Consider the following 23,713-nt stretch of genomic DNA (forward strand, 5'->3'; position numbering starts at 1 on the left):
TGAGAGTGCCGGGGCCTACCACACCCTGTGGTCCGGGGACCGCTCCGAGGTCATCGCCTGAGCCCACCCCGCGCACGCCCAGCGCGCACACGCAGGCCGAGGGGCGGCGTCCGGTGGCTCCCCACGCGGGAGAACCACCGAACGCCGCCCCTCGGCATTGCCGGGAGAGGAGGACCCCCGGCCCGTGTGAGGCCCGATCGCTTCGGGCCCGGAGCCTGTCCTCAGGCGGTGAACCGGCCGAAGGCCGCGAGGACGAGGTAGGCCGCGGGCAGCATCGCCGCGGTCAGGGCGGCGATCCACCGGCGCCCGCCCGCGCCGCGGGGCGCGGTGCCCGGCTGCGGGGGCAGCGGCGAGAGGACCGCGTCGTCACCGGGGCCGCGCACCAGCTCCCGATGCACGGCCCACGCCAGGACCAGGACCACCGGGAACAGCCCCACCGCGACCGGTGCGGCGGGCAGGGAAACCACCGCCGGCAGGTCGAGGCGCCCGGCGAGCGCCGCGCCCAGCCCCGTGAGCTGGACGACGACGACGAACGGGAGCCCGACCGTCCAGGGCCGGCGCACGAGCGGGCCCAGGACCCGGGGCAGGGCCAGCAGGAGCAGCACGAAGACCCCGAGCAGGCCCGCCTGCACCGCGTTGTAGGCCAGGTCCTCGCCGCGGGCCCAGGGTCCCGCCGCGGCGGTGCCCACCAGCAGGGCCGCGACCTGGGCTGCGGACAGGGCCGTGATCCGCCGGAACCCGGACGCCGGCCGCGTCGGGGACTCCTCGGCGATGCCGGCGGCGTAGGCGGCGGGGTCCCCGAAGGCCTCCTCCGGGGTCTCACCGGCAGCCGTGCAGTGGCTCTCGACCTCGCCGAGGCGGTCCCCGATCACCGGGCCCGGGACGTCGCGCAGGCGCAGCTCGAGCACGAAGTCCTCGCACCACGCGTGGTGGGCCCGCACGAACGGGCGCTGCCAGACCTCGGCGGAGAGGGGACGGGTGCGGGCGTCGGCGTTCACGGTGTGCTCCTCGGGGTGTGGGGGGTGCGCGGGGGCGGCGGGGCGCCGTCGGCGGGGGAGAGGTGGCCGGTGACCGTGGCCGCGAACGTCCGCCACCGGGCGGTGCCCTGTTCGAGCTCGGCGCGGCCGGCCTCCGTGAGGGCGAAGTACTTCCGGCCCGGCCCGCCCTCGCCGGCCCGCCACTCGACGGTGACCAGGGCGTTCTTCTCCAGCCGGGCCAGCAGCGGGTAGAGCGTCCCGCCCTTGACCTCGCCCAGACCGGCCTCGGCCAGGGCGGTCGCGATCGCGTAGCCGTAGCTGGGCCCTCCGGCGAGCGTGCGCAGGACGCACAGGCCCAGGACGCCGCGCAGCCACTCGCTGTGCTGGGTGACGGTGCTCATGCCTACATAGTGCCGCTATCTAGTCAGGCTGTCTACTGTCTGTGCTCCCTCCGGCCGGCGCTCAGCGGGTTCCCCCGCGCAGCACGTCCACGTGCACGTGGTCGAGGTGGCGCAGGATCTCGTTGTCCGGGTCGGGGGCGTCGTAGTCCTGCCACTGCCCGCGCAGGCCGTGCACGCTCCAGACCCGGTCGTCGAAGATCACGTACTGCACCTCCAGCTCCTCGGCGTGGGCGACGAGCCAGTGCGCCAGGACCCACCCCTGCCGCCGGTTCTCCTCGGTCACCGGGCGGAAGAAGACGTCGACGGCGCGGCCGTCGTAGTGCGTCGACTCCGCCCCGTGCCCGGTGCCCACGCCACCGGGGGCGAAGCCGCCGAGGCTCTGCTCCCCGAAGACCCCGGTCATCGCCTCGAGCAGCCGCTGGGCGCGCGGGGTCAGGCCGGAGGGGGTCAGCTCCTGCGCCGGCAGGTCCTCGGCGGCCGTCGCCCGGCAGCTCAGGCTCGGGCCGGCGTCCCCGGGCGGGCCCTCGGCCAGCCGCTGCAGCACGGCGTCGTCGAGATCGGAGGTGTCCGGGGGAGCCTGCCCGCGGGCCGCGAGCGCGACCGCGGTGGTGGCCCGCTGCGCCTGCTCCCGGTCGAGCCCGATCCGCCCCTCGGCGGTCTCGACCGTGCACTCGCTGCCCCAGCCCGGCCCCGCGCCCGTGCGCAGGGCCTCGAGCAGGCCGGGGCCGAGGAGGGCGAGCGCTCCCGCGAGCGCCGCGAGCAGCAGCAGTCCCGCGAGCGGGCGCCCGGAGCGGCGCCGGTCCCCGGTCGTGGTGGCGATGGCGCACCTCCTCGGCATGCGGTCCGGAGCTCCCGTTCTAGCAGGCCAGGCTGGGTCCCGGCGGGGAGCGGCGCGGCGCCGGGGGACGATCCGTGGTCCCGGGTCCCTCGCCCGGCCCGCCGGGGCGGTGGACCGTGTGCAACGGCGGGTTCTTCGCGGAGGGTGAAGAACCGGCGATGTTCTGCTCCTGGACGGGGATGCGCAGGGCCGGCACTGGGGCACAGTGAGGTGCACCACGAACGGGAACGGCAGTTCCCGGGGGATCGAGATCCGGACGGCACCCCTCGACCTGGGATCCCCACCGCAGCTCCGGCCGGCTCCACCACGACCGGCCGGAGCTGTGCGGCACCGCCGGCGCGCCTCGCCGGCCGCCGATCCCGCACAGCGTCCCGCCCCGCCCGCCCGGCGGAGCGGGGCGCGGGCCCGCCCGGCGGGCCGCCCGAGACGAACACCCCTTCACCGGGGAGGAGATGACCCATGAACCGACCAGCCGTCCGTCTTCACGAGCACGAGGTGACGCCCGTGGGCCTGTGGGCCCTGCGCGCCGGGGCCCCCACCGTGGCCGTCGTGGTCTCGCTGAACTTCCCGGGGCTCACGCCCCGGCACCGCGACCTGGTGCGCCGCTACACGCGCACCGCGCTGCAGGCCCTCGTCGACGCGGGCGCCCGGCCGATCCTCGTCGACTCCAGCGCCGCCGCGCTGCCCGACCCGGCCGTCGCCGCGGCCGCCGACGGGCTGCTGGTGCTGGGCGGCGGCGACGTCGACCCCGCCCTCCACGGGGCCGAGGGGCCCGTGCCCGGCCAGTACGGCGTCGACCCGCGCGCCGACCGCTACACCCTGGAGCTGCTCACCGCGTGCCTCGACCGCGACGCCCCGCTGCTCGCCGTCGGCCGCGGCGCCCAGCTGCTGAACATCGCGTGCGGCGGGACCCTCGTCCCCGGCCTCGGCCCCGGGCACCAGGGGCACCCCGAGCGGGCCGAGGCCCGGGAGGAGGAGGTCGTGCTCGCGCCCGGCAGCCGCCTGGCCGGTCTCCTCGGTGCCGGGCGGGCCACCGTCCGCTCCGACCACCACCAGGGCCTCGCCGTCGTGGGCCCCGCGCTGCAGGTCGCCGCCGTGGCCGGGGACGGCACCGTCGAGGCCGTCGAGCACCGCCACCGCACCTGGGTCCTCGGGCTGCAGTGGCATCCCGAGGACGCCCACGGTCCGTGCGCGCACCGGCGGGCGCTGTTCGGCGCCTTCGGGGCGCAGCTGGCGGCCGGCCGCCGCCCGGCCGCGGGGGAGCAGCTGCTGGCCGCGTGATCCGGCGGGCACCGCTCCCGCACGAGGATCACCCAACCCGCGAGGGACACCCAGCCCCCGAGGGACACCCAGCCCGCGAGGGGCGGCGTCCGGCGGTTCTGCTTCCCGCAGAGCCGCCGGACGCCGCCCCTCGCAGTGCGTCTTCGCGGTGCGTCCCGGGGTGCGTCCCGGGGTGCGTGCCGGGGTCAGGCCGGCAGCAGCTCCCGCAGCCGGCGGGCGGCCGCCTCCGGGTCGGCGGCCTCCGTGACGGCCCGCACGACGACGGCGCGCCGCGCCCCGGCCGCCAGCACCGCCGGCAGGCGATCGGCGTCGATGCCGCCGATCGCGAACCACGGCACGGTCCCCGTCCGGCCGGCGGTCAGCGCGGCGGTCTCCTCGACGAGCCCGAGGCCGGTGGCCGCCCGCCCGGGCTTGGTGGGGGTCTCCCACAGCGGGCCGGTGCAGAAGTAGTCGACCTCGGGGTCCTCGAGCGCGGCGCGGGCCTGGGCGGTGCTGTGGGTCGAGCGCCCGATCAGCACGTCCGGGCCGAGCAGCGCGCGGGCCTGTGTGGGGGAGAGGTCGTGCTGGCCGCCGTGGAAGACGTCGGCGCCCACGAGCGCGGCGACGTCGGCGCGGTCGTTGACGGCGACCAGCGTCCCGTGCTCGGCCGCGACCCGCGCCAGCACCGCCAGGGCCTCGAGCTCGGCGTCCACCTCGAGGGACTTGTCGCGCAGCTGCACGACGTCCGCCCCGCCGGCGCAGACCGCGTGCAGGAACTCCTCGAGGTCGCCCCGCTCCGTGCGCGCGCCGGTGCACACGTACAGGCGGGCCGCGGCCAGCCGGGCGGTCCGCTCGCGGCGCAGCGCGCTCACCGGCGCGCCGCCGGGCGCACCGGGGGTCGTGACGGATCGGGGGGTCTCGGTATGCTGGGTCACACGCTGAACAGTAGTCCGTGAGGACGAGTTCCAGCGCGTTCTGCGGGAGCCCCGGACGGGGCTGAGAGGGCTTGAGCGCCGACCGCCACACCTGATGCGGGTCATGCCGCCGTAGGAAAGGACAGCCGGTGGACACCGTGCACCCTCCGACCACCTTCCCGCACCCGGCCGGGGCCGAGCACCTGCGCGCGGACGTCGCCGTGGTCGGCGCCGGCGTCATCGGCCTGGCCACCGCCTGGGAGCTGCGGCGCCGGGGGTGCTCCGTCGTCGTCGTCGACCCCGACCCCGGGGCGGGCGCCAGCCGCGCCGCCGCCGGGATGCTCGCCCCCGTCAGCGAGGTCCGGCACCAGCAGGACGCGCTCGTCCCCCTCATGCGCGCCTCGGCCGCCGCGTACCCGGGGTTCGTGGCCGGGCTCGAGGCCGCCGCGGGCGCGTCCGTGGGCCACCGCGCCACCGAGACCCTCGTCTGCGCCGCCGATCCCGCCGACCGGCAGGCCCTGGCCGACCTGCGGGAGCTGCAGCTGCGCCACGGCATGGAGGTGGAGGCCCTGCCGGTGCGCGCGGCCCGCGCCCTCGAGCCCGCGCTGAGCCCCCGGCTCGCCGGCGCCTTCCGGATCCCCGGGGACCACCAGGTCGACCCGCGCCGGCTCGTCGCGGCCCTGCTCGCCGCCCTCACCGCCCAGGACCCGCCCGAGGGCGCCCCGGCCGGGCCCGTCCGCATCGTCCACGACCGGGTCACGGCCCTGCGCCGCGGGCCCTCCGGCGCCGTGACCGGCGTGCGCCTGTCCCGGGGCGGGATGGTCTCCGCCGGCGGGACGCTCCTGGCCCCGGGCGCCGCCCTCGCCGCGATCGACGGGCTGCCCGCCGGGGCCCGCCCGCCCCTGCGCCCGGTGCACGGGGACATCCTGCGCGCCCGCCTGCCCGACGGGGCCCCCGAGCTGCTCGGGCGCACCGTGCGCGGGCTCGTCCACGGGGTGCCCGTCTACCTCGTGCCCCGGGCCGACCGCACGCTCGTGATCGGGGCGACCTCCCGCGAGGACGACCTCGCCGGGGCCAGCGCCGGCGGGGTGTTCCGGCTGCTGCGCGACGCCCAGGCGCTGGTGCCCGGCACTGCCGACCTCGAGCTCACCGAGGTCCTCGCCCGCGCCCGCCCCGGGACCCCCGACGACGTCCCCTGCCTCGGTCCGGTCCGCGACCCGGACGGGACCCCCGTGCCCGGGCTCGTGCTCTCCACCGGCTACTTCCGCCACGGCGTGCTGCTCGCCCCGCTGGCCGCCCGCCTCGCCGCCCAGCTGCTCGCCGGCGAGCCCGGCCCCGACCCCGCCGCCGACGCGCAGCTGCTGGCCACCACCGACCCGCAGCGCTTCGCCACCCCGTCCCCGACTCCCAGGAGCCCCCGATGACCGTCCTCCGCCTCAACGGCCGCCCGCACGAGACCGAGGGCGAGCCGACCGTCGCCGACCTCGTCGCCGAGGCCGTCGGCCGCCCCCTCGGGCCCGACGGCGCCCCGCTGGACGGCGGGCGCCTCGGGGTCGCCGTGGCCCTCGACGCCGCGGTCGTGCCCCGCAGCCGGTGGGCGACCACCACGGTGGGCGAGGGCCGGTCCGTCGAGATCGTCACCGCCGTGCAGGGAGGCTGAGCCCGTGCACCCCGCCTCCGACCCGCTCGTCCTCGACGGCGTGCGCCTGTCCTCCCGGCTGATCATGGGCACCGGCGGGCTGAGCTCCCTGCACACCCTCGAGCAGGCCCTCGTGGCCTCCGGCACCGAGCTGACCACCGTGGCCCTGCGCCGCTACGCCCCCGGCCGCGGCGACTCGCTGTTCGGGCTGCTCGAGCGCCTCGGCATCCGGATCCTGCCCAACACCGCCGGCTGCGCCACCGCCCGCGACGCCGTGCTCACCGCCGAGCTCGGCCGCGAGGCCCTCGGGACGGACTGGGTCAAGCTCGAGGTGATCGCCGACGAGCAGACGCTGCTGCCCGACGTCGTCGAGCTGCTGGACGCCACCGAGCAGCTCGTGGCGCGCGGCTTCCGGGTCCTCGCCTACACCTCCGACGACCCGGCGCTCGCCCGCCGGCTCGAGGACGTGGGCGCGGCCGCCGTGATGCCCCTGGGCGCCCCCATCGGCACCGGCCTGGGCATCCTCAACCCGCACAACATCGAGCTCATCGCCGCCCGCGCGTCCGTGCCCGTGGTCCTCGACGCCGGGATCGGCACCGCCTCCGAGGCCGCCCTGGCGATGGAGCTCGGCTGCGACGCCGTGCTGCTGGCCAGCGCCGTCACCCGGGCCCAGGACCCGGTGGCCATGGCCACGGCGATGCGCCACGCCGTGACCGCGGGCCGGCTCGCGGCGGCCGCCGGGCGGATCCCCGCCCGCCGCCACGCCGCCGTCGCCTCCTCCCCGCAGGCCGGGCGGATCGGCGCGGATCCGTTCGACCCCGGTCCGGCCGATCCCGCGGGGGTCCCGGCCGGGGACCGGTCCCCGGTGGGGGAGCCCCGGTGAGCCCGCTGCCCCCGCTCGTGGACCCGGGCCCCGAGCTGACCCGCGCCGAGCTCGAGCGCTACGCCCGCCACCTCGCCCTGCCCCAGGTCGGGCCCCTCGGGCAGCGGCGGCTGCGCCGCGCCCGCGTGCTCGTGGTCGGCGCCGGGGGACTGGGCGCCCCGGTCCTGCAGTACCTCGCCGCCGCCGGGACGGGGGTGCTCGGGATCGTCGACGACGACGTCGTGGCGCTCAGCAACCTCCAGCGCCAGGTGCTCCACGGCACGGCGGACGTCGGCCGGCCCAAGGCCGACTCCGCCGCCGAGGCCGTCGCCCGGCTCGACCCGGGCGTGCACGTGCGCACCCACCCCGTGCGGCTGGACGCGGACAACGCGGTCGCGCTGTTCTCCGGCTACGACCTCGTGGTCGACGGCGCCGACAACTTCGCGACCCGCTACGTGGTCAGCGACGCCGCCGCACTGGCCGGGATCCCGTGCGTGTGGGGCTCGATCCTGCGCTTCGAGGGGCAGGTCAGCGTCTTCTGGGCCGGGCGCGGGCCCACCTACCGCGACCTCTACCCCGAGCCCCCGGCCCCCGGGGAGGTGCCCAGCTGCGCCGAGGGCGGGGTGATCGGCGCCCTGCCGGGCACGATCGGCGCGGTCATGGCCACCGAGGCGGTCAAGCTCGTCACCGGCGCCGGGGAGCCCCTGCTCGGGCGGGTGCTGCTGCACGACGCCCTGGCCATGACCTGGCGCGAGCTGCGCCTCGCGGCCGACCCCGCCGCCGCCCCCGTCACGGCGGTCGCCGCCGCCGAGGCCTCCTGCGGCGTGCCCGCGGCCGATGCCGGGCCGGCCACCGCCGAGAGCCTCTCCGCCGCCGAGCTGGCCGGGCTGCTGGCGCGCCGGGAGCAGGGCCGGACCGCCTTCGCGCTCGTCGACGTGCGCGAGGGGTGGGAGCGCGAGCTGGCCGCCGTCCCCGGTGCCGTGCACGTCCCCCTGGCCGAGCTGCTCGACCACGGCCCCGCTGCCCTCCCGCCCGCGGCGCGCGGGACCGACCTCGTGCTCCACTGCCAGGCCGGGACCCGATCGGCCCGGGCGCTCGCGGCGCTGCGCCCCGCCTTCGCGGGCCGGGAGGAGACCGTGCGCCACCTCGAGGGCGGGGTGCTCGCCTGGCTCGAGCACACCGGACAGGAGCTCCCGCGCGGGTGACGTCCCGGTTCCCTCCCTCGCGACTCCTCTCCTGCTCGCGAGGGGCGGCGTTCGGCGGTTCTCCCCTCCCGGAAGCCGCCGAACGCCGCTCCTCGCGGCCGGCGTGCGGGCGGAGCGCGGTGGGGTGGGCGGGGAGTGGCTCCATGTCACCGGGCGCAACGTGGAGCCGCTGCGCGCGGCCCGGGAGGTCACGGAGCGTAGCCGACTGCCGGACAGGGGCGTGCGCCGGATACCGTGAGGCGCGTCACTGTAGATGCTTGACCATGCAAGGAGGGTCGGCGGCAATGGAGCCCAAGACCGTGTACCTGGCGTGCGCCGCGGAGGACGAGCTGTACCGGGGACTGTTCACCACGCAGTGGTCCCGTGCGGGGGCCACGGCCCGCTTTCTCGGCCCGCCGGAGGAGGACGCACCGGACGAGGACTGGCAGCGCGAGGTCCGCGACCGCGTGCGGCAGTCCGACGGCGTGATCGCCCTGATCGGCGGCTACACCGAGACCTCGGACGAGGCGCTGTGGCCGATCCGCTGCGCCGTCGCCGAGAGGAAGCCCCTGCTGGGGCTGTGGATGGAGACCCAGCACCGTGTGAAGCCCACCGTGATGGGCTCGGCCCGCTGCAAGGGCTGGACGTGGGAGAACATCGGGGAGTTCCTCGAGGCCATCTGAGCCGCACCCGCCCCGGCTCCCCACCCCGAGGGGCGGCGTTCGGCCGGTTTCCGCTCCCGGAAGCCGCCGAACGCCGCCCCTCGCGGTCCGGCGGAGCCGTGCCGGGCGGTGCTACTCGGGGCGCAGCACCGCCACGTCGGAGACGAGCTCGATGTGCTCCTCCATGGCCCGGGCGGCCCGGGCGGGATCGCGCTCGCGCACGGCCTCGACGATGGCCCGGTGCGACTCCAGGGAGCGCTCCGGGCGGCCCTCCTGGCTCAGCGACTCGAGGCGGGTCTCCCGCACCAGGTCGGAGATCTGCGTCATCATCCGCGCCAGCACCGAGGAGTGCGCGGCGGCGGTCACCGCCGCGTGGAACTGCTCGTCCCCCTTCAGGCCGCGGCCGCCCGCGTCGATGTCCTCGGCCATGAGGTGCAGCGCCGCTTCGATGCGCTCGAGGTCCTCCTCGGTGCGGCGCGCGGCGGCCAGGGCGGCGATCTTCGTCTCGACGGCGCTGCGCGCGTCCACGATGTCCGGCAGGCGGTTCGTGTGCTCCCGCAGTCCGCGCAGCACCGCGGCGTTGGACGGGCGGTAGCGCAGCACCGCCCCGCTGCCGTGCTGCACGTCGATGACCCCGAGCACCTCGAGGGCCACGAGCGCCTGGGCCACGGTCGCCCGGGAGACCCCCAGGCTCTCGGCGAGGTCGCGCTCGGGGGGCATGCGGTCCCCGGGCTCGAGCTGCTGGTCGATCACGTGGTCGAGCAGCCGCTCGACGACCTGCTCGTACAGCCGCGGCCGTTCCATCCGGTCGAGCCTGCCCGCCACGGCCATCGGTCCTCCTTCGCCTCCCGGGGCGGAGGGTCCGGCCCTCCGCCGAGGAGGCCGGCCGCCCCCTTCCGGCCCATCCTAGCTCTCCTATTGACAAGGTGTCCCAGTGTCCTATTGGCTAGTCCAAAATTCGGCGTGTGACCCACGCCACTCACCGTCCTGAGCCGCTCGGCCCGGGACATCCCTCCGTCCGAAGGAACCCCCATGGGCCCTGAAGTGCTCTCCATCGTCGTCCTGGCGGCGATGTTCGTCGTCGCCACCGTCCTGCCGGTCAACATGGGCGCCCTCGCCTTCGTCGGCGCGTTCGTGCTCGGCGTGTTCGTCCTCGGCATGGACACCGACCAGATCCTCGAGGCGTTCCCGGGTGGGCTGTTCCTCACCATCGTGGGCGTCACCTACCTGTTCGCCATCGCGCAGAAGAACGGCACGGTGGACCTGCTGGTCCAGGGTGCCGTCAGGCTCGTGGGCAGCCGGGTGGCCCTCATCCCGTGGATCATGTTCTTCATCACCGCGGTCATCACCGCCGTGGGCGCGCTGTCCCCCGCCGCGGTGGCGATCATCGCGCCCATCGCACTGAGCTTCGCCGCCAAGTACCGGATCAATGCGCTGATGATGGGCATGATGGTCATCCACGGCGCTCAGGGCGGCGGGTTCTCGCCCATCGCCGTCTACGGCGTGACCGTCAACGGCATCGTCGCCGAGGCCGGCCTGGACGTGAGCCCCACCGCCGTGTTCCTCTCCAGCCTGGTCTTCAACCTGCTCATCGCCGTCGTGCTCTTCGTGGCACTCGGCGGCAAGGGCCTCGCCTCCTCCCGCGCCGAGGACTTCGTCGAGCGCGCCGCCGAGGCGCGGATGTCCCGCAGCAAGGTCGCCGTGGCCCACGCCGGGGGCAAGGACGTCGACTTCAAGGGCTTCGGCTCCGGCATGTACGGCCCCCGCGACCCCGCCGGCTCCTCCGCCCCGCCCGCCCCGGCCGGGACCGGCCCGGTCCAGTTCCCCCAGATCGCCACGATCCTGGGCCTGGCCGTGCTGGCCGTGGTCGCCCTGGGCTTCGGCGTCGACGTCGGATTCGTCGCCATCACCGTGGCCGTGGTCCTCGCCCTGCTCTCCCCGAAGGCCCAGAAGGGCGCGGTCAACAAGATCGACTGGTCCACCGTCCTGCTGCTCGGCGGAATGCTCACCTTCGTCGGCGTCCTCCAGGAGGCCGGCACCATCGAGTACGTCTCCGACGGCGTGGCGGGAATGGGCATGCCCCTGTTGGCGGCCCTGCTGATCTGCTACATCGGCGCCGTCGTCTCCGCCTTCGCCTCCTCCACCGCGATCCTCGCCGCCCTCATCCCGCTGGCCGTCCCGTTCCTGCTGGCCGGGGACGTCGGGGCCACCGGCCTGATCTGCGCGCTGGCGGTGGCCTCCACGATCGTCGACGTCTCCCCGTTCTCCACCAACGGTGCCCTGGTCCTGGCCAACGCCCCGGCCGACGTCGACCGCGACGTCTTCTACAGGAAGATCCTCGTCTACGCGACCGGCGTCGTGGTGGTCGGGCCGCTGCTGGCCTGGGGCGTGATGGTCGCCCCCGGCTGGCTGTGACCGCCCGCCGCCCCCCGCTTCCACCGTCCTCCGACGAAAGCCGAGACCGCACCATGACCTCCACCGCGACCACCACCTACCAGGGACCCCTCACCGGCACGACCGTCGTCGACCTCTCCCGGGCACTGGCCGGCCCGCACGCCGCCATGATGCTCGGCGACCTCGGGGCCCGCGTCCTGAAGATCGAGACCCCGGGGACGGGCGACGACACCCGCGGCTGGGGTCCCCCGTTCGTCGGGCCCGAGGACGACCCGCAGGCCACCTACTTCCTGTCCTGCAACCGCAACAAGGAGTCGATCGTCCTCGACCTGAAGTCCGAGGACGGCGCCTGGACCCTGCGCAGCCTCATCGAGCGCGCCGACGTCCTCGTGGAGAACTTCCGCCCCGGCGTCCTCGACCGCCTGGGCTTCTCCGTCGAGACCCTGCACCGGCTCAACCCGCGGCTGGTCGTCCTGTCGATCACCGGCTTCGGCCACGACGGCCCGGAGGCCGCCCGCAGCGGCTACGACCAGATCGTCCAGGGCGAGGCCGGGCTGATGTCGCTCACCGGCTCCGGCCCCGAGGACCCGCAGCGGGTCGGGGTGCCCATCGCCGACCTGCTGGCCGGGATGAACGGCGCCTACGGGGTGCTCGCCGCCCTCCACGAGCGCACCCGCACCGGGGAGGGGAAGGTCGTGCGCACCTCCCTGCTCTCCTCCGTGGTCGGTGTGCACGCCTTCCAGGGCACCCGGGCCACGGTCGCCGGCGAGGTGCCCGCGGCGCAGGGCAACCACCACCCCTCGATCGCCCCCTACGGCCTGTTCGCCTGCCGCGGCGGCAGGGTGCAGATCAGCGTGGGCAGCGAGAAGCTGTGGCGCACCTTCGCCACCGCCTTCGGGATCGACGCGCAGCGCCCGGAGTTCGCGACCAACGCCGACCGGGTCCGGCACCGCGCCGCGGTGATCGCCGCGGTCGAGGAGGCCTTCGCCGCCCACGGACCCGGGGAGCTGCTCGCGCGGCTCGCGGAGCTCGGCATCCCCGCCGGGAAGGTGCGGACCCTCGACGAGGTCTACGCCTGGGAGCAGGTCCGCTCCCAGGGGCTGCTCGTGGGCGTGGACCACGCCGTGCTCGGCAGGGTCGAGCTGCCCGGCTCGCCCGTGCGGTTCTTCGCCCCGGGCGACGCGGCCGAGACGACCCGCCGCGAGCACACCGCCCCGCCCGTGCTGAACGAGCACGGCGACACCGTGCGCCGCTGGCTCGGCGCCGCCGCCCCGGCGACGGAGGCCATCCGGTGACCGCCCAGTCCCTGCCCGAGGTGGCCCCCGGCACCCTGACGGTCCGCCACGACGGCCCCACCGCGTGGATCGTCCTGGACCGACCCGAACGGCGCAACGCCCTGTCCCCGGCCATGTGGGCGGCCCTGCCCGGCCTGCTCCACGAGCTCGACGCAGACCCGGCCGTGAAGGTCATCGGCCTGCGCGGGGCCGGCGGGGTGTTCTCCGCCGGGGCCGACATCGGCGAGGTCTTCGACTGCCTGGGCGAAGCCGGCTCGGGCCTGCCCCGCGGCGGGCTGCTCACCGAGGCCGAGGCGGCCCTCGCGCAGGTGCACAAGCCGACCGTGGCCGCGCTGGAGGGGTTCTGCATGGGCGGGGCGTGGATGCTCGCCGGGGCCTGCGACCTGCGCATCGCCGCCGCGTCGCTGCGCATCGGGCTCACCCCCGCCCGCATCGGCATCGTCTTCCCTGCCTCCGGGGTGCGCAGCCTCGTGCGCCTGGTCGGCCCCGCCGTGGCCTCCGCCCTGCTGCTGACCGGGGACACCGTGCCCGCCGACCGGGCCGAGGCGTGGGGGATGCTCACCCGCGTCGTGGCCGACGAGCAGTTCGAGGCCGCGCTGGAGGAGGTCGTCACCGGGCTGGCCCAGCGCTCCCAGCTGAGCGTGCAGGCCCACAAGCACCTCGTCCGGCTCGCCCTCGCCGAGGACGCGGACGACGAGGCCGACGCCTTCGGCCGGGACCCGGTCTCCGAGGCGCTGTTCCGCGAGGTCCGCGACGGGCCCGACGCCCGGATCGGTCAGCAGGCCTTCCTCGCCAAGCGCCGGCCCCGCTTCACGTGGACCGGCGAGGGCTTCTGGGCCGTCCACGGGCCGGGGCGGTCCCGGACCGGGGGCGGCCGGGCCGCCGAGCTGCGGGCCCGGTGGCAGCGGCAGGTCGCCGCGGTGCTGCGCGCCCAGGCGTCCCGGCACGAGTGAGGCGGAGCGCCGGCCCCCACCCCGAGGGGCGGCGTTCGGCCGGTTTCCGCTCCCGGAAGCCGCCGAACGCCGCCCCTCGCGGTGGGGGAGGGAGGAGAGGGGGGTGAGGTGCGGGGCGGGTCAGGCCGCCGCGGCCACCTCCACCAGCGTCCGCCACGGGTCCTCGAAGCGCAGCACCGCGCCGTCGTGGCGGGTCGCCACCCCGTGGTGGGCCAGCCGCTCCTGCAGGGCGGCGACGTCCTCGGCGCCCGGCAGGTCGATGTTCACCCGGCCCAGGCCCAGGGAGGCGGCGCGGGGCCCGGCCCCGGCGCTGTTCCAGGTGTTGAGCGCGAGGTGGTGGTGGTAGCCGCCGGCGGCGACGAACAGGGCCGAGCCGATGTCGCTCATGACCTCGAAGCCGAGCACGTCGACGTAGAACTGCCGGCCCAGGGCGATGTCCCCGACCTGCAGGTGCACGTGGCCCAGGGTGGCCGGCGGTGCGGTGCGGGTCGCCGGGGCCGCCCCGGGCAGGTGCTCGCCGAGGAAGGCGTTGGGGTCCAGCGGGTTGGTGGCCAGGGTCAGCAGCCCGCTGGCCTCGCGCCGCCAGGTCTCGCGAGGGCGGTCGGCGTAGAGCTCCACGCCGTTGCCCTCCGGGTCGTCGAAGTAGAAGGCCTGGCTGTAGAGGTGGTCGGCGCTGCCGGTGAAGGAGCCGGGGAAGGCCGTGGCGACCGAGGCGACGGCGGCGGCGAGGGCCGCCTCGTCCTCGAACAGCACCGCGGTGTGGAACAGCCCGGCCTGCCCGCGCCGGGCCGGGGGCAGCTCCGTGACCTGGCGCAGCCGCACGATCGTGCGCCCGTCGCGGCCGAGGACGGCGGTGTCCCCGGCGTGCTCGAGCACCTCGAGGGTCACGCCGCGGGTGTAGTAGTCGAGCGTCGCGTCCAGGTCGGCGACCAGCAGTTCCACCGCGCCCATCCGGGTGGCGGGGGAGAGGAGGTCCTCCGCGGGGCGGGCCCGCAGGGACTCGGGGCTGGGGTGCTGGGGGAAGATCGGCATGGGAGGCGTCCGTCCTGGTTGGTCCGGGGGCGACGACGGGGCCGCGCCGCTTGTTGATGTGTCCCTGAGGATAGCCGAAAAATACTTTCCCAAGCAAGCATTAAGCGTCGGTGAGCGGCGACCCGCCCGCCGGCGACCCGCCCGCCGGCGACCCGCCCGCCGGCGACCCGCCCGCCGGCGACCCGCCCGCCGGCGACCCGCCCGCCGGCGACCCGCCCGCCGGTGACCCGTCCGCCGGCGGCACGACGGACCTCCCGGCACTGCGCGATGCCCGTCCGTCAAGGGACGGGCCGGGCGCGCCCGCTGTGTGACGAAGCGTGACGAAACCCGTGGCCGGGGCGGCTTTCCTCCCTAGCCTGGGAGTCAGAGCCCGTCCGGGCCGGTCGGGGCCGATCCCAGAGGGCCCCGCCGCCCGGAAGCCCGCCACCCGGAAGGAAGCCCCCATGTCGCTGTACCTCATCGAGCTCGCCCCCGCCGCCGCCGAGAAAGATGCCGTCCGCCCGCTGCTGGACGCCGTGTCCACCGCCGTGGCCGGGACCGGCGCCGAGCTCATCGAGTCCCAGGTCACCGCCGACCTCGGCCGCGTGTTCGTGATCGTCGAGGCCGGCAGCCCCGAGGGGCTCGCCGAGACGGTCCGCGAGGCCCTGGGCGGGTCCGTCACCGAGGTCACCGGCCCGGACGAGGTCCGCCTCGTCGGCGCCGAGCTCGAGGACCTCAAGCAGCTGAAGGGCCAGACCGACTTCCTCGTCGAGTGGGACATCCCCGCCGAGATCACCATGGAGCAGTACCTGGCCCGCAAGAAGGCCAACTCCCCGAAGTACGCCGAGGTCCCCGAGGTCTCCTTCCTGCGCACCTACGTGCGCGAGGACACCGCCAAGTGCCTGTGCTTCTACAACGCCCCCGACGAGGACGCCGTCGAGCGCGCCCGCGCCGCCGTCGGCACCCCGTTCGACCGGATGTTCAAGCTCTCCGTCTGACTCCCCGGCAGCACCTGCCCGCCGACGGCGGCCCACCGCGTCCGGAGGGCCGCCGTCGTCGTTCCCGCACGCCCTCCCGCCCCGAACGGAGCACCATGTCCCAGCCCGCCCCCGCGGCCGCGCCCGCCCCGGAGGAGATCACCGCGCCGCTGACCGGCTACCCGCAGCACGGGCTCGTGCGCGAGCTCGCCGCCGCCCGGGCGCGGGCGGTCGACACCGCCGGGACCTCCCCCTTCGAGACTCTGCGCGAGCTGGGCGCCGCCGGCCTGCTCGACCTCGGCCTCGAGGGCTCCCTCCTGACCCAGGCCGCGGTCGTGCACGACCTCGCCCTCGAGTGCACCGCGACCGCCTTCTCCCTGTGGGCCCACCGGGTCGCCCTCGAGTACCTGCACGCCACGGGCACCCCGGTCCCGCAGGCCGTGCGCACCGGCGAGCTGCCCGGGTGCTCCGCGATGGCCCCGGCCTTCAAGCACGCCGCTGGGATCGGGGAGATCCCCGTGACGCTGGGCCGCCGCGACGGGGCCCACGTGCTCGAGGGCACCGTCCCGTGGGCGTCCAACCTCTACCCGGACGCCGTCGTCGTCCTGCCCGCCGTGCGCGAGGACGGCCGGCACGTGATCGTGCGCACGCGCACCTCCGCCCCCGGCGTGCGGGTGCGCCCGCTCGAAGGCCTCATGGCCCTCGACGCCACCGCCTCGGGCGTGCTCGTGCTCGAGAGCGTGCCCGTGGACCCCGCAGCGGACGTGCTCACCGAGGACGTCCCCGCGTTCCTCGCCGCGGTGCGCGGGCCCTTCCTGCTCCTGCAGAGCGCCTTCTGCCTCGGCCTCTCGGCCGCCGCCCTCGAGGCCGCCGCCGCCGCGCTGCAGGGCGTGGCCGAGGTCTTCCGCGACGAGCTCGACGACGCCGTCGCGGAGCACCGCCGGCTGCGCGCCGACCTCGTGCGCATGGCCGGCCGGCCCCGGGAGCAGGACCCCCGGGACCTGCTGGGCCTGCGCCTCGAGGCCGCCCTGCTGACCGGGCGCGCCACCCGCCTCGAGGGCAAGGTCGTCGGCGGGCGCGGCTACGCGATGACCTCGCCCACCGCCCGGCGCGCCCGCGAGGCCGCGTTCCTGCCCGTCCAGTCGCCCACGGAAGGACACCTGCGGTGGGAACTGCGCCGGCTCGGCTGAGCCCCGACCGCCCCGCGCTGCGCGTGCGCGGGGTGCACAAGACCTACCCCGGCGCCGCCGCCCCGGCCCTCGACGGCGTGGACCTGACCCTCCACCCGGGGGAGACCCTCGCCGTGCTCGGGCCCAGCGGCTCCGGCAAGTCCACGCTGCTGCGGGCCATCGCCGGGCTCGAGCCCCTCGACCGCGGCACGGTCGAGTTCGGCGACCCCGACGAGCGCCTGGCCGTGGTCTTCCAGGACCCCGGCCTGTTCCCCTGGCTCTCGGTGCGCGCCAACATCGCCCTCGGCGGCCGCTACCGGCGCAACCGGGACCGCTTCGACGAGGCGCACGTGGACGAGCTGCTCGGGATCCTCGGGCTGGCCGAGCTCGCGCGCACCCCCGTCCAGGAGCTCTCCGGCGGGCAGGCCCAGCGCGTGTCCGTGGGGCGGGCGCTCGCCGTGCGCCCGGACGTGCTGCTGCTCGACGAGCCGTTCAGCGCCCTGGACCCCGCGACCCGCCAGGACCTGCAGCAGTGGCTGCGCGGGCTCGTCCGGGAGCTGTCCCTGACGGTCTTCCTCGTCACCCACGACGTCGAGGAGGCCCTGGTCCTCGGCGACCGGATCGGCTTCTTCGGCGGGCCCGCCGGGTTCACCCGCCAGTGGGTCCCCGCCCGCGACGGCGCGACCGCCGAGCAGATCCTCGCCCACTACCGCGGCACCGACGCCGCCGGCGGGGCCTGGGAGATATGAGCGCCCCCGGCCGCGCCGACCGGCTGCCCGACCGGCGCACCGTGCTGCGCGCCGGCGTCGGCGCCGCCGCGCTGACCGGGCTGGGCTGGGGCGCGGGCAGCCTCTACGCCGCCACGGCCCGCGAGGACCGCTCCGGCGGGGACCGCCCCGTGCGGATCGGCTACCTGCCCATCACCGACGCCGCCCCGCTGCTCGTGGCCCACGCCAACGGCTACTACGACGACGCCGCCGTGCCGGTCGCCGAGCCCGTCCTGTTCCGCAGCTGGGCCTCGCTGTCCGAGGCGTTCGTGGCCGGCAAGGTCGACGCCATCCACATGCTCATGCCCATGGCCCTGTACATGCGCTACGGCCTCGGCGCCGACGTGCGGATCACCGCGTGGAACCACACCAACGGCTCGTCCCTGACCGTGCGCCCGGACGTGGCCGAGCTGGGCGAGCTCGCGGGGGAGTCCGTGGCGATCCCCGCCTGGTGGTCGATCCACAACGTGGTCGTGCAGAAGATGCTGCGCGCGGCCGGGCTCACCCCCGTGATGCGCGAGGCCCCCTCGGCCCGGGACCGCACCGTGGCGCTGCTGCCCATGGCCCCGGCCGACATGCTCCCGGCGCTCAACAACGGGGTGATCGGCGGCTACGTGGTCGCCGACCCGTTCAACGCCGCCGCCGAGGCGCGGGAGGTGGGGCACATCCACCGCTTCCTCGGCGACGTGTGGCGCGACCACGCCTGCTGCGTGACCATGCTGCGCGGGGAGCTGATCCGCGACCGCCCCGGGGCCGCCGGCGGGTTCATGGACGCCCTCGTGCGCGCCCAGGCCTGGGCGCGGGGCAACCGCCCCGAGACCGCCGCGGCCCTGGCCCGGGACTACCTGCCCCAGCCCAAGCCCGTGATCCTGCAGGCGCTCACCTACGACGCCGCCGCCCACGCCGGTGCGCTGGAGCACCCCGCCTGGCACGGGGAGCGCCTGGACTTCCGCCCCTTCCCGTACGCGAGCTTCACCGAGGAGCTCGTGCGCTCCATGCAGGAGACGGTCGTCGACGCCCCGGCCGGGTTCCTCGCCGGGCTCGACCCGGCCCGGGCCCACCGGGAGCTCGTCGACGACACGCTCGTCACCCGCAGCATCGCCCGCGCCGGCGGCCTGGGCGTGTTCGGGCTGACCGGCACGACCCGCACCGAGGAGATCCGCCCATGAGCACACCGCGACCCGCCGGGCCCGCCGACCTCGACGCCTCCCGCCCGGCCGCCCCCGGCCGCACCCGGCCCGGGGCGGCCCCGCCGCGCCCCCGCCGCGCCGGCGCCCGCGGCGCCGGCCTCGTCTGGGGGCTGTTCGGGCTGGCCGTGACCGTGGCCGTGTGGTGGGCGTTCACCCACGCCGCCGCGGGGGCCTCCACGATGATCGCCGCGTTCCAGCCCGAGCGGATCCCCGGCGCGGCCGCGTCCCTGCTCGAGCGCGGCGTGGTGCTCCAGGACGGGGCGACCAGCCTCTGGCGCCTGCTGTGCGGGCTCGGGCTGGCCACCGCGCTCGGGGTGCCGCTGGGGCTGCTGCTGGGCGCCTACCGCCGCTTCCGCTGGACCTCCGCGCCGGTGGTGCAGTTCCTGCGCATGGTCTCGCCCCTGTCCTGGGCGCCGGTGGCCGTGGCCCTGTTCGGGGTGGGCAACGCCCCGGTGGTCTTCCTCGTGGCCGCCGCCGCGGTGTGGCCGATCGCCATGAACACCGCCGCCGGGGTGCGGGCCATGGACCCGCTGCACCTGCGGGTCGCCCGGACGCTGGGGGCCACCCCGTGGGAGCAGCTGCGCACGGTGGTGCTGCCCGGCGTGCGCCCGTTCGTCATGACGGGGGTGCGCCTGGCGCTGGGCATCGCGTGGGTGGTCATCGTCCCGGCCGAGATGCTCGGGGTCAGCAGCGGCCTGGGCTACGAGATCCTCAACGCCCGCGACCGGCTGGCCTACGACGAGATGCTCGTGGTCATCCTCGTCATCGGCCTGCTGGGCATCGCCCTGGACGCGCTCGCCCAGTGGCTGCTGCGGGAGCGCACCCCGCGCGCCTGAGCCCGGCCCGCCCGGTGCCCCGCTCAGGCGGGGTGCAGCTGCTTGGCGTGCTGCGCGGGCGGGAGGACGCCGAAGCCGTGGTCGCGCCAGAACGCGTCCATCGGGTGGCGCAGGGGCGGGACGGCGATCTCCAGCACGGTGGCCCCGCGGTCGAGGGCCAGCTGCTCGCAGTGCCCCAGCAGGGCGCTCCCGCAGCCGGCGCCGCGGTGGTCCTCGTCCACCACGAGCGCGGTCAGCCGCGCCCACGCCGGCTTGCGCGGGTGGTCCGGCGGCAGCAGGTACAGGTGCGCGGCGGCGACCGGGACGTCGGCCACCGTGGCCACCGCGTGGGCCTCCCACGCGGCGTCGGCGTCGAGCCGGGCGCGGATCCACTCCGGGTCGATCCGGTAGCCGACCTGGTCGGCGAGGTCCATCAGCAGGAACATGTCGGACAGCCGGGCCGGGCGCAGGACGAGCGCGCCGGTCTCCGGCCGGTCCATCGGCACCTCGATCGCCACGACGCCCTCCTCGTCCTCGGCCGGCGCCGCTGCCGGCACCACGGTCCTGACCTTCATCCAGTCTGTGAAGCCACATTACGCACACTCGGCCGGGAAGCGCACCCCCGGGGCGCACCGCGGAGGCGCCGCGTTTCGTTGCCCGGCCCGACCGGGCCTAGAGTGCTGGTCATCGGTCAAGCAGGCGGCCCCTGCTTCTGTCATGCCCGGAGGACTCCCGTGACCGTCACCCCGCCGCCGTCCGTCCCGCACCCGCCGCACCCCGGAGACCGCGCCCATGCGCGCGCCGCGGCCCGGGCCACCGCCTGCGCCGGGGGCACCACCGGCCCGCAGGGCGCCGCCGCGCGCGGCCCGCAGGGCTCCGCCGGCGCGCGGCCCCCGGTGGAGCGGCTGCGCGTGCGCACGGAGGACCCGGCCGAGGGACTGGCCGTGCTCGAGCGGGTCTACACGGCCGGCCAGATGCAGGTCTCCGAGGACGTGCCGTTCCGTCTCCAGCAGGAGGTCCGCTCCGCGGCGGACGTCAGCCTCGAGCGCGCCCGGCTGGGCGGGGTCATGGCCACCGCCCGCATCGACGCCACCGGCACGGTGCGTGTGGCCCAGCTGCTGGGCGGGCGGCTCGTCTTCACCGACGGGACCCCCACCCGGCCCACGCCCGCGCCCTTCCTGCTGCCCGTGCGCCCCTACACGTGCCGCTGGGACGACCTGGACCTGCGCACCGTGACCCTGGACCTCGAGCGCCTGCAGGCCCTGGCCGCCGGCCTGCGGGGCACCGAGCGCTTCCGGCTGCGGTTCACCGGCTCCGCCCCGGTCAGCGCCGGGATGGCCCGCTACTGGAACGCCGCCGTCGCCCACTTCCGCCAGGTCCAGCTCGAGCACGACGAGGCGATGGCCGCCCCCCTGCTGCGCGACCAGGCCTTCCGGTCGCTGGCCACGACGCTGCTGCACGCCTTCCCCTCCACGTTCCTCGAGGACGAGCCGGCCCCGGCCACCGCGTCCCGCCCCGCACCGGCCGGGGTGCGCCGGGCCGTGGCCTTCATGGAGGCCCACCTGGCCGAGCCGATCGGGCTGCCCGAGATCGCCGAGGCGGCACGGCTGAGCCCGCGCGGGCTGCAGGTGGCCTTCCGCCGCGAGCTCGGCACCACGCCCCTGGCGCACCTGCGGGCCCTGCGGCTGGAGGCCGCCCACGCCGACCTGCGCGCCGCCGATCCCGCGGACGGGCAGACCGTCACCGGCATCGCCGCCCGCTGGGGGTTCGGGCACACCGGCCGCTTCGCCGCCGCCTACCGGCAGCGCTACGGGGTCGCTCCCGCCGAGACCCTGCGCGACTGAGCCGGCCCCGGCCGCCGGCGGGGGCGCCCGGGGCGCGGGCGTCACGGGTCCCGGCCGGCGGGGACCTCCGCGCCGTGGAGCCGGACCAGCCCCGCGGCGCCGTCGACGGTCACCACCTGGCCCTCGGTCAGGCGGGTGGTGGCCCCGGGCACGCAGATGACGGCCGGGATGCCGTACTCGCGGGCCACGGTCGGGCCGTGGGCGATCGGGGAGCCGGTCTCCGTGACGAGCCCGCCGAGGGTCAGGAACAACGGGGTCCAGCCCGGGTCGGTGGTCGGGGCGACGAGGATGTCGCCGGGCTCCAGCCGCGCCTCGGAGGGGTGGTGGACGATCCGCACCGGACCGGTCGCGACCCCGGTGGCGGCGGGCTGCCCGACCAGCACGTCCGGGCCGTGCCCCGGGGCGCCGTCGTCGGGCAGGGCCATCGGGTCCGTGCCGTCGGACAGCAGCAGCCCGGGGACCTGCCGCCGCCGGGCCTCGCGGTCGTGCTCCCGGCGCCGGCCGGCCACCGCCGCGCGCAGGTCCGCGCCCCGGGCGGCCCCGAGGGCCTCGTCCAGGGTGAGGAACATGATGTCCTCCGGGCGTTCCAGCAGGCCGCGCCCGGCCAGCGCGGTCCCCGCGGCGAGCAGCTGGCGGCGCACCTCCGCCAGCGGGCTCAGCCAGAGGAACTTGGGCAGCTCGCGCAGCCCGGCCAGCTCCCGGCCGCGGCGCAGCAGGGCGCCGGCGAGCCGGGCCCGCAGCGGCCGGGTGCGCGCCGCGCGCTCCACGAGGCCCGCCAGGGCGGCCTCGGCCTCGGCCTCGGCGCGGGCGAAGCGGACCGGCGGGGCCTGCTCCGGGTCGCCCACGCGCAGGTACCCGGCCAGCGCGGCGAACACCGGGGTGGGGTCGTCGGCCCACCGGGGGGAGCCCACGTCGATCTCGGCGCTGCCGCGGATCCCGTACCGCGCCAGGAAGGCCGTCAGCCCGAACTCGGGCAGCTCGCCGCGGGCGAACCGTGCGGCGAGCTCGTCCGGACCGGTGCCCAGCAGCAGCTCGCGGTGGGGCCGGGCGGCCACGGCGACGTCCCACAGCTCGAGGTCCATCCGCGTGGTGACGTTGTGGGGCATGCCCCGCAGGGTCGCGTTCAGCTCACCCGGGCGCAGGATCCCGCGCAGCAGCCCGCCGGCCGCCCCCTGGGCGAGGAGCGCCGCCCACAGCGGCGGCAGGGAGCGCATCATCGGCCCGGTCAGCGTCGCGTCCTGCAGCCCGGCGGCGCGGCGGATCCGCTCCGCCGGGTCCCCCGGCTCGCTCCGGGGCTGCCGGCGGACCCGCTCGAGCTCGCGGAACGCCCGCTCGCGGGCCGCTGCGGGCCGGGCCAGGGCCCGCAGCGCGCCGAGCAGCGAGGCGGGCAGCACGGCCAGGAGCAGCCGCGCCGTCGCGGCGGGGGAGAGCGCGCGCCCGCCGGGCGGCGCGGGACGGGGCGCGAAGCGGGGGTCGTCCAGGACGCGCCGCACGCCCCGGGCCACCGCCGGGCCGTAGACCCGCACCGCCTCCGGGACGCGGGAGCGCAGCCGCGGGCTGCGGACGAAACCGGTGAGGTCCGTGAACAGCCGGCCCCCGATCTCGACGAGGAAGGGGCCGGCCGCCGTGGCGTCGACGCCGACGACCCCCAGCCAGCGGCGGGTCGTCTCCCGCAGCACGGACACGCCCATGGGGGTGACCGGGCGCCGCAGGCCCTGCATGTGGCCGACCTCCAGGTAGAGGCGCGGCTCGCCGTGCACCGGGTCGGTCCCCGGCGGGAGCGGGAAGAGGGTGGTGACGGGCCGGGACTGCAGCAGCCACAGCGTGCCCTCCGCGTCCCAGGCGAACTCGACGTCCTGCGGGCCGCCGAGGGCCTGCTGCACCCGCCGCCCCGCCTGCTGGAGCTCCCGCAGCCGGTCCGCGGACAGGCACCCGTGCCCCGGCTGCCCGGGGTCCGGGCCCTCCCACGGCAGCACGTAGTGGTCGGTCTCCGCGGCGCCGTCCACGACGCCGGTGCCCAGCCCCGGGACCGCGTCGACCACGGTCTGCGTGCGGTTGCCGGTCAGCGGGTTCGCCGTGAACATCACCCCCGCGGCCACCGGCTCGACCATGCGCTGCACGACGACGGCCATCGCCGGGTCCTCGTCCGCCAGGCCCTGCGCGGCCCGGTAGGCCACGGCCCGCTCGCCGGACAGGGACGCCCAGCACCGCCGGACCGCCGCGAGCAGCGCGTCCCCGCCCACCACGCCGAGGACGGTGTCCTGCTGGCCGGCGAAGCTGGCGCCGGGCAGGTCCTCGGCCGTGGCGCTGGAGCGGACGGCGACCGGGCCGCCGCCGAGGCGCTCGTAGGCCGCCAGGAGCGCCCGCTCGGGCACCCTGCCCGAGCGGTAGGCCTCGGTGGTCAGGCAGAAGCCCTCCGGCACGCGCTCGCCCGCGCGCAGGAGGGCGCCGAGGCCGGCGGCCTTGCCCCCCACGAGCGGGGTCGTCCCGGGGGCGATGTCCGCGAGGTCGATGGTGTCCACGGGAGGCCTCCCTGCCGGCCCGGGGAACGGCACCGGGCG

Annotated in this window: 23 protein-coding genes and 1 riboswitch; of the genes, 15 read left to right on the forward strand and 8 right to left on the reverse strand. The window is 76.9% G+C overall.

Going from position 1 to position 23,713, the window contains the following annotated elements:
• Window positions 1-221: 221 nt before the first annotated feature.
• The 3 genes from LQU92_RS07905 to LQU92_RS07915 all read right to left on the reverse strand — a co-directional run bounded on the left by LQU92_RS07905 (window position 222) and on the right by LQU92_RS07915 (window position 2,216).
• Complete coding sequence (locus tag LQU92_RS07905) at window positions 222-998, reverse strand: hypothetical protein (protein WP_230779680.1); 777 nt, start codon at window positions 996-998, stop codon at window positions 222-224.
• Window positions 995-1,378: a PadR family transcriptional regulator gene (locus LQU92_RS07910; protein ID WP_101851414.1), complete on the reverse strand. Its 384-nt coding sequence runs from the start codon at window positions 1,376-1,378 to the stop codon at window positions 995-997. Before LQU92_RS07910 ends, LQU92_RS07905 begins: the two co-directional genes overlap by 4 nt.
• A 61-nt stretch (window positions 1,379-1,439) precedes the next feature.
• A complete protein-coding gene (locus LQU92_RS07915; RefSeq protein ID WP_230779682.1) occupies window positions 1,440-2,216 on the reverse strand; it encodes a hypothetical protein in 777 nt (258 codons plus the stop codon).
• Between the two features lie 459 nt (window positions 2,217-2,675).
• Here LQU92_RS07915 and LQU92_RS07920 point away from each other — a divergent pair, with 459 nt between their 5' ends.
• Window positions 2,676-3,497, forward strand: a complete 822-nt coding sequence (locus LQU92_RS07920) for a gamma-glutamyl-gamma-aminobutyrate hydrolase family protein (RefSeq protein ID WP_230779684.1) — start codon at window positions 2,676-2,678, stop codon at window positions 3,495-3,497.
• A gap of 185 nt (window positions 3,498-3,682) precedes the next feature.
• Here the strand turns inward: LQU92_RS07920 and thiE are convergent, their stop codons facing one another.
• Window positions 3,683-4,348 carry a thiamine phosphate synthase gene (gene thiE / locus LQU92_RS07925; RefSeq protein ID WP_230780363.1) on the reverse strand — a complete coding sequence of 222 codons (666 nt, stop codon included), beginning with the start codon at window positions 4,346-4,348 and terminating at the stop codon, window positions 3,683-3,685.
• 95 nt (window positions 4,349-4,443) lie between these two features.
• Window positions 4,444-4,546: riboswitch (TPP riboswitch) on the forward strand.
• Between thiE and thiO the strand changes: the two genes are divergently transcribed.
• The 5 genes from thiO (at window position 4,540) to LQU92_RS07950 (ending at window position 8,758) form a co-directional block, all read left to right on the forward strand.
• Window positions 4,540-5,814, forward strand: coding sequence for a glycine oxidase ThiO (thiO, locus tag LQU92_RS07930; protein ID WP_230779686.1), 1,275 nt, complete (start codon window positions 4,540-4,542; stop codon window positions 5,812-5,814). Its footprint overlaps the riboswitch before it by 7 nt.
• On the forward strand, window positions 5,811-6,050 hold the full coding sequence (gene thiS, locus LQU92_RS07935) for a sulfur carrier protein ThiS (RefSeq protein ID WP_058857432.1): 240 nt from the start codon (window positions 5,811-5,813) through the stop codon (window positions 6,048-6,050). The genes thiO and thiS overlap by 4 nt, the downstream gene beginning before the upstream one ends.
• 64 nt (window positions 6,051-6,114) lie before the next feature.
• The gene (locus LQU92_RS07940) at window positions 6,115-6,912 is read left to right on the forward strand and encodes a thiazole synthase (protein WP_230780366.1); all 798 of its coding nucleotides are present in this window, start codon (window positions 6,115-6,117) and stop codon (window positions 6,910-6,912) included.
• Entirely contained in the window at window positions 6,909-8,096 is a 1,188-nt protein-coding gene (gene moeB, locus LQU92_RS07945; protein WP_230779688.1) for a molybdopterin-synthase adenylyltransferase MoeB, read from the forward strand. Before LQU92_RS07940 ends, moeB begins: the two co-directional genes overlap by 4 nt.
• A 284-nt stretch (window positions 8,097-8,380) precedes the next feature.
• The gene (locus tag LQU92_RS07950; RefSeq protein WP_230779690.1) at window positions 8,381-8,758 is read left to right on the forward strand and encodes a TIR domain-containing protein; all 378 of its coding nucleotides are present in this window, start codon (window positions 8,381-8,383) and stop codon (window positions 8,756-8,758) included.
• A 111-nt stretch (window positions 8,759-8,869) separates the two neighbouring features.
• Here LQU92_RS07950 and LQU92_RS07955 read toward each other — a convergent pair whose 3' ends face one another.
• Window positions 8,870-9,568: a FadR/GntR family transcriptional regulator gene (locus LQU92_RS07955; protein ID WP_230779693.1), complete on the reverse strand. Its 699-nt coding sequence runs from the start codon at window positions 9,566-9,568 to the stop codon at window positions 8,870-8,872.
• 201 nt (window positions 9,569-9,769) lie between these two features.
• On the opposite strand from LQU92_RS07955, the gene LQU92_RS07960 reads away from it, so the two are divergent.
• Genes LQU92_RS07960 through LQU92_RS07970 form a run of 3 tightly spaced genes read left to right on the forward strand, consistent with a single transcriptional unit; the run spans window position 9,770 to window position 13,379 of the window.
• Window positions 9,770-11,152 carry an SLC13 family permease gene (locus LQU92_RS07960; RefSeq protein WP_230779696.1) on the forward strand — a complete coding sequence of 461 codons (1,383 nt, stop codon included), beginning with the start codon at window positions 9,770-9,772 and terminating at the stop codon, window positions 11,150-11,152.
• A gap of 53 nt (window positions 11,153-11,205) precedes the next feature.
• Window positions 11,206-12,426, forward strand: coding sequence for a CaiB/BaiF CoA-transferase family protein (locus tag LQU92_RS07965; protein WP_230779699.1), 1,221 nt, complete (start codon window positions 11,206-11,208; stop codon window positions 12,424-12,426).
• A complete protein-coding gene (locus LQU92_RS07970; protein ID WP_230779702.1) occupies window positions 12,423-13,379 on the forward strand; it encodes an enoyl-CoA hydratase/isomerase family protein in 957 nt (318 codons plus the stop codon). The genes LQU92_RS07965 and LQU92_RS07970 overlap by 4 nt, the downstream gene beginning before the upstream one ends.
• A gap of 120 nt (window positions 13,380-13,499) precedes the next feature.
• Here the strand turns inward: LQU92_RS07970 and LQU92_RS07975 are convergent, their stop codons facing one another.
• The gene (locus tag LQU92_RS07975) at window positions 13,500-14,411 is read right to left on the reverse strand and encodes a VOC family protein (protein WP_230779704.1); all 912 of its coding nucleotides are present in this window, start codon (window positions 14,409-14,411) and stop codon (window positions 13,500-13,502) included.
• Between the two features lie 443 nt (window positions 14,412-14,854).
• On the opposite strand from LQU92_RS07975, the gene LQU92_RS07980 reads away from it, so the two are divergent.
• From LQU92_RS07980 to LQU92_RS08000, 5 genes are all read left to right on the forward strand, one after another.
• Window positions 14,855-15,388, forward strand: coding sequence for a DUF4242 domain-containing protein (locus LQU92_RS07980; RefSeq protein WP_230779707.1), 534 nt, complete (start codon window positions 14,855-14,857; stop codon window positions 15,386-15,388).
• Between the two features lie 95 nt (window positions 15,389-15,483).
• Entirely contained in the window at window positions 15,484-16,557 is a 1,074-nt protein-coding gene (locus tag LQU92_RS07985) for an acyl-CoA dehydrogenase family protein (protein ID WP_230779710.1), read from the forward strand.
• Window positions 16,533-17,285, forward strand: a complete 753-nt coding sequence (locus tag LQU92_RS07990; protein ID WP_230779713.1) for an ABC transporter ATP-binding protein — start codon at window positions 16,533-16,535, stop codon at window positions 17,283-17,285. Before LQU92_RS07985 ends, LQU92_RS07990 begins: the two co-directional genes overlap by 25 nt.
• Window positions 17,282-18,472, forward strand: coding sequence for an ABC transporter substrate-binding protein (locus LQU92_RS07995; RefSeq protein ID WP_230779717.1), 1,191 nt, complete (start codon window positions 17,282-17,284; stop codon window positions 18,470-18,472). The genes LQU92_RS07990 and LQU92_RS07995 overlap by 4 nt, the downstream gene beginning before the upstream one ends.
• Complete coding sequence (locus LQU92_RS08000) at window positions 18,469-19,329, forward strand: ABC transporter permease (RefSeq protein ID WP_230779720.1); 861 nt, start codon at window positions 18,469-18,471, stop codon at window positions 19,327-19,329. The genes LQU92_RS07995 and LQU92_RS08000 overlap by 4 nt, the downstream gene beginning before the upstream one ends.
• A gap of 23 nt (window positions 19,330-19,352) precedes the next feature.
• Here the strand turns inward: LQU92_RS08000 and LQU92_RS08005 are convergent, their stop codons facing one another.
• Window positions 19,353-19,883 carry a GNAT family N-acetyltransferase gene (locus LQU92_RS08005; RefSeq protein ID WP_230779723.1) on the reverse strand — a complete coding sequence of 177 codons (531 nt, stop codon included), beginning with the start codon at window positions 19,881-19,883 and terminating at the stop codon, window positions 19,353-19,355.
• A gap of 159 nt (window positions 19,884-20,042) precedes the next feature.
• On the opposite strand from LQU92_RS08005, the gene LQU92_RS15295 reads away from it, so the two are divergent.
• Window positions 20,043-21,152 carry a helix-turn-helix domain-containing protein gene (locus LQU92_RS15295; RefSeq protein WP_230779725.1) on the forward strand — a complete coding sequence of 370 codons (1,110 nt, stop codon included), beginning with the start codon at window positions 20,043-20,045 and terminating at the stop codon, window positions 21,150-21,152.
• A gap of 41 nt (window positions 21,153-21,193) precedes the next feature.
• Here the strand turns inward: LQU92_RS15295 and LQU92_RS08015 are convergent, their stop codons facing one another.
• Window positions 21,194-23,674, reverse strand: coding sequence for a PEP/pyruvate-binding domain-containing protein (locus tag LQU92_RS08015; protein ID WP_230779727.1), 2,481 nt, complete (start codon window positions 23,672-23,674; stop codon window positions 21,194-21,196).
• Window positions 23,675-23,713 lie beyond the last annotated feature (39 nt).

The sequence above is a fragment of the Kocuria sp. LUK genome (assembly GCF_021012935.1).
GTDB classification, from domain to species: domain Bacteria; phylum Actinomycetota; class Actinomycetes; order Actinomycetales; family Micrococcaceae; genus Kocuria; species Kocuria flava.